Source organism: Vibrio sp. 10N.222.46.A1, from assembly GCF_041473595.1.
Lineage (GTDB): Bacteria > Pseudomonadota > Gammaproteobacteria > Enterobacterales > Vibrionaceae > Vibrio > Vibrio tasmaniensis_A.
The window spans coordinates 1-2,392 of the sequence record NZ_JBFRSN010001193.1; the positions used below are offsets into that span (position 1 = coordinate 1).

General features: G+C 42.4%; 3 protein-coding genes and 1 pseudogene. 1 reads left to right on the top strand and 3 read right to left on the bottom strand.

The window, feature by feature from the left end; genetic code table 11:
- Positions 1-134, top strand: a pseudogene (locus AB4496_RS25125) (tRNA 2-thiocytidine(32) synthetase TtcA); the annotation flags it as partial.
- 111 nt (positions 135-245) lie between these two features.
- Here the strand turns inward: AB4496_RS25125 and uspE are convergent.
- The 3 genes from uspE to AB4496_RS25140 form a co-directional block, all read right to left on the bottom strand.
- A complete protein-coding gene (gene uspE / locus AB4496_RS25130) occupies positions 246-1,196 on the bottom strand; it encodes a universal stress protein UspE (protein WP_009846715.1) in 951 nt (316 codons plus the stop codon).
- A 132-nt stretch (positions 1,197-1,328) separates the two neighbouring features.
- Positions 1,329-2,075: an FNR family transcription factor gene (locus tag AB4496_RS25135; protein ID WP_009846714.1), complete on the bottom strand. Its 747-nt coding sequence runs from the start codon at positions 2,073-2,075 to the stop codon at positions 1,329-1,331.
- Positions 2,076-2,161: 86 nt separating this feature from the next.
- Positions 2,162-2,392, bottom strand: a 231-nt coding sequence (locus AB4496_RS25140; protein ID WP_372132538.1) for a sulfite exporter TauE/SafE family protein, incomplete at its 5' end; no start/stop codon positions are given.

Genomic DNA, 2,392 nt, shown 5'->3' on the forward strand with positions numbered 1-2,392 from the left:
ACCGAGAACTGTTTGATTTCGTAAACCTTCCACTAGACCGTAGTGAAGATCGCAAGGCCTACGAATTCGAAGAAGCTGAAATTTCCTCATCAAATATCGATGAGTCAATGTTCATCGACGTGACTAACGTATAATAAGAATAATCGTTGTAGAGCAATAGATGCGCCTACAACAGACAGACAAACAAAAACGCCTCAAGCAATGCTTGAGGCGTTTTTTTATGATTTTAAATCAGCTATAAGGCATTAACCTATAGACAAATTGGGATCAAGTGGACTGACGTAACCCGACGGTTTAAGAGCAAGTACGTCACAGTTAATCTTGTCGATGACATGTTCCGCAGTATTACCAATAAAGACGGCAGACAATCCAGTACGGCCGGTGGTACCAAGAATCACCATAGCAGCGTTGTTTTCAGACGCGACACAAGGAATAACATCTTCTGGCAAGCCTTGCTCAACAACAGTTTGCTCTTCACTCATACCGTGCTTCTGGCGCAACGCTTTCATCGCTGTTAAGTGATGGCCACGAACCGCGTCAGTATAAGAGGTTGGGTCAAACTCTGGCAGCTCGATTGTGATATTAGCAGGTGTCACCGGGTAGGCGTTTACCAATAGCGGCTCAGCATCTAAACGACCTGTGATTTCAAGTAACCTGTCGACCATCGTATCATTGAGCTCTAAGTGAGCTTCGGTTTCAGAGCCAACATGGACTGAAGCGTAAATCTTCGCGTGTTCTGGCCAGAAATCATTTTTAACCAATAGCACTGGGCTAGGGCATTTTCTCAATAAGTGCCAGTCGGTAGGAGTAAAGATGACAGATTCTAAGGTATCGTGCTTACGCGTACCTTTGATTAGGATGTCATGCTCGCCACTGTAAACCTCTGCAATGATCGCTTCATACGGGCGGTTATGCCAAACCACTTGCACGTTAAATTCAATAGAATCATCAAGGTAAGGAGCCGCCACTTTATTCATCCAAATTTCACGTTGATGAATTACGCCTTTACGCATTGCGTCTCTTTCATCGACAGAGAGCATAGATGTCATGTCATACGAGAAATCGTAGATCGATAAAAAGAAAGTGATGTGGCTTGTTGATGTGCTTTTCTTGGCAAGTTGGATAGCACGAACTAGAGCAGGTTGCTCATCGTGATTAATGTCTGCGACAACTAAAATTTTGTTATAGATACTCATAACTAAGCCTACTTTTCAGACCGAACATATAAATAATGTAGCGTAGTTATGGAGAGAATAAGAGAAATATAAGAGGTTTTAAGAGAGAAACATGATGTAGCTCATTATTGAACTACATCATTGATATCTAGACTATTCTTTTGAAACGCCAGCAAGTTCCATCAACGCATCGTGATCTTCGATAGTGATATATTTGCCTTTAACGCTCAAGATGTCTGCTTTTTGGAAGCGACCTAAAAGACGACTAATTGTTTCAACAGTCAAACCAAGGTAGTTACCAATATCGCCACGAGTCATCGTTAGGCGGAACTCACGTGGGCTGAAGCCACGTTGAGAGAAACGAGTAGAAAGGTTGTAAAGGAATGCAGCAAGACGCTCTTCCGCGTTCTTCTTAGAAAGAAGCAGAATCATTTCTTGGTCACCTTTAATCTCATTACTCATCAGACGCATAATTTGCTGACGCAATTTAGGCATTTTGCCTGATAGGTCGTCTAGAATTTCGTATGGAATTTCACAGACCATAGAAGTTTCTAACGCTTGTGCGAAACTAGGGTGCATGTCACCAGTAATCGCATCGAAGCCAACAAGATCGCCCGCTAGGTGGAATGCAGTAATCTGCTCATCACCTTGCTCGGTAATCGTGTAGCTCTTGATCGTTCCAGAGCGAATAGCGTATAGAGATTTAAGCTCGTCACCGGCTTTAAATAACTCTTGGCCTTTTTGAATAGGCTTTTTTCTCTCAATGATCTGATCAAGTTGATCGAGTTCAGATTCATTCAAAGTAAACGGAATACAGAGCTGGCTAATACTACAATCCTGGCAATGGATCGCACAGCCACCAGACTGAACACGTTTCGTCACAGGCTTTTCAGAAATCATAACAATCTTTCACTATTTGATATACGTCAATATTTTAGCATTCCTTAATCCTAAAGGGTAGTAAAAAAACCGGATTAAAGACGCCACTATACGGTATAAATAATAAGCTGTAGCGCCATATAACCGGTATAGAAGCCGTAAATGAGGATTAAAATTGCACCAAACTGACGAAATAAGTCAGCTTGTTGCAGTTTTTTGAGGAAATTTGCCCCCATTCCAACCGTGAGCATCGCAGGGAGGGTTCCTAAACCGAAAGCAAGCATGATACCCGCTCCGTTATACCAACTTCCTGATACGGCCGCCCATGTAAGCATAGA

What these genes read in the sequence shown, in the direction of transcription:
- uspE (WP_009846715.1), bottom strand. Translation starts at nt 1,196, where the DNA reads ATGAGTATCTATAACAAAATTTTAGTTGTCGCAGACATTAATCACGAT.
- AB4496_RS25135 (WP_009846714.1), bottom strand. Translation starts at nt 2,075, where the DNA reads ATGATTTCTGAAAAGCCTGTGACGAAACGTGTTCAGTCTGGTGGCTGT.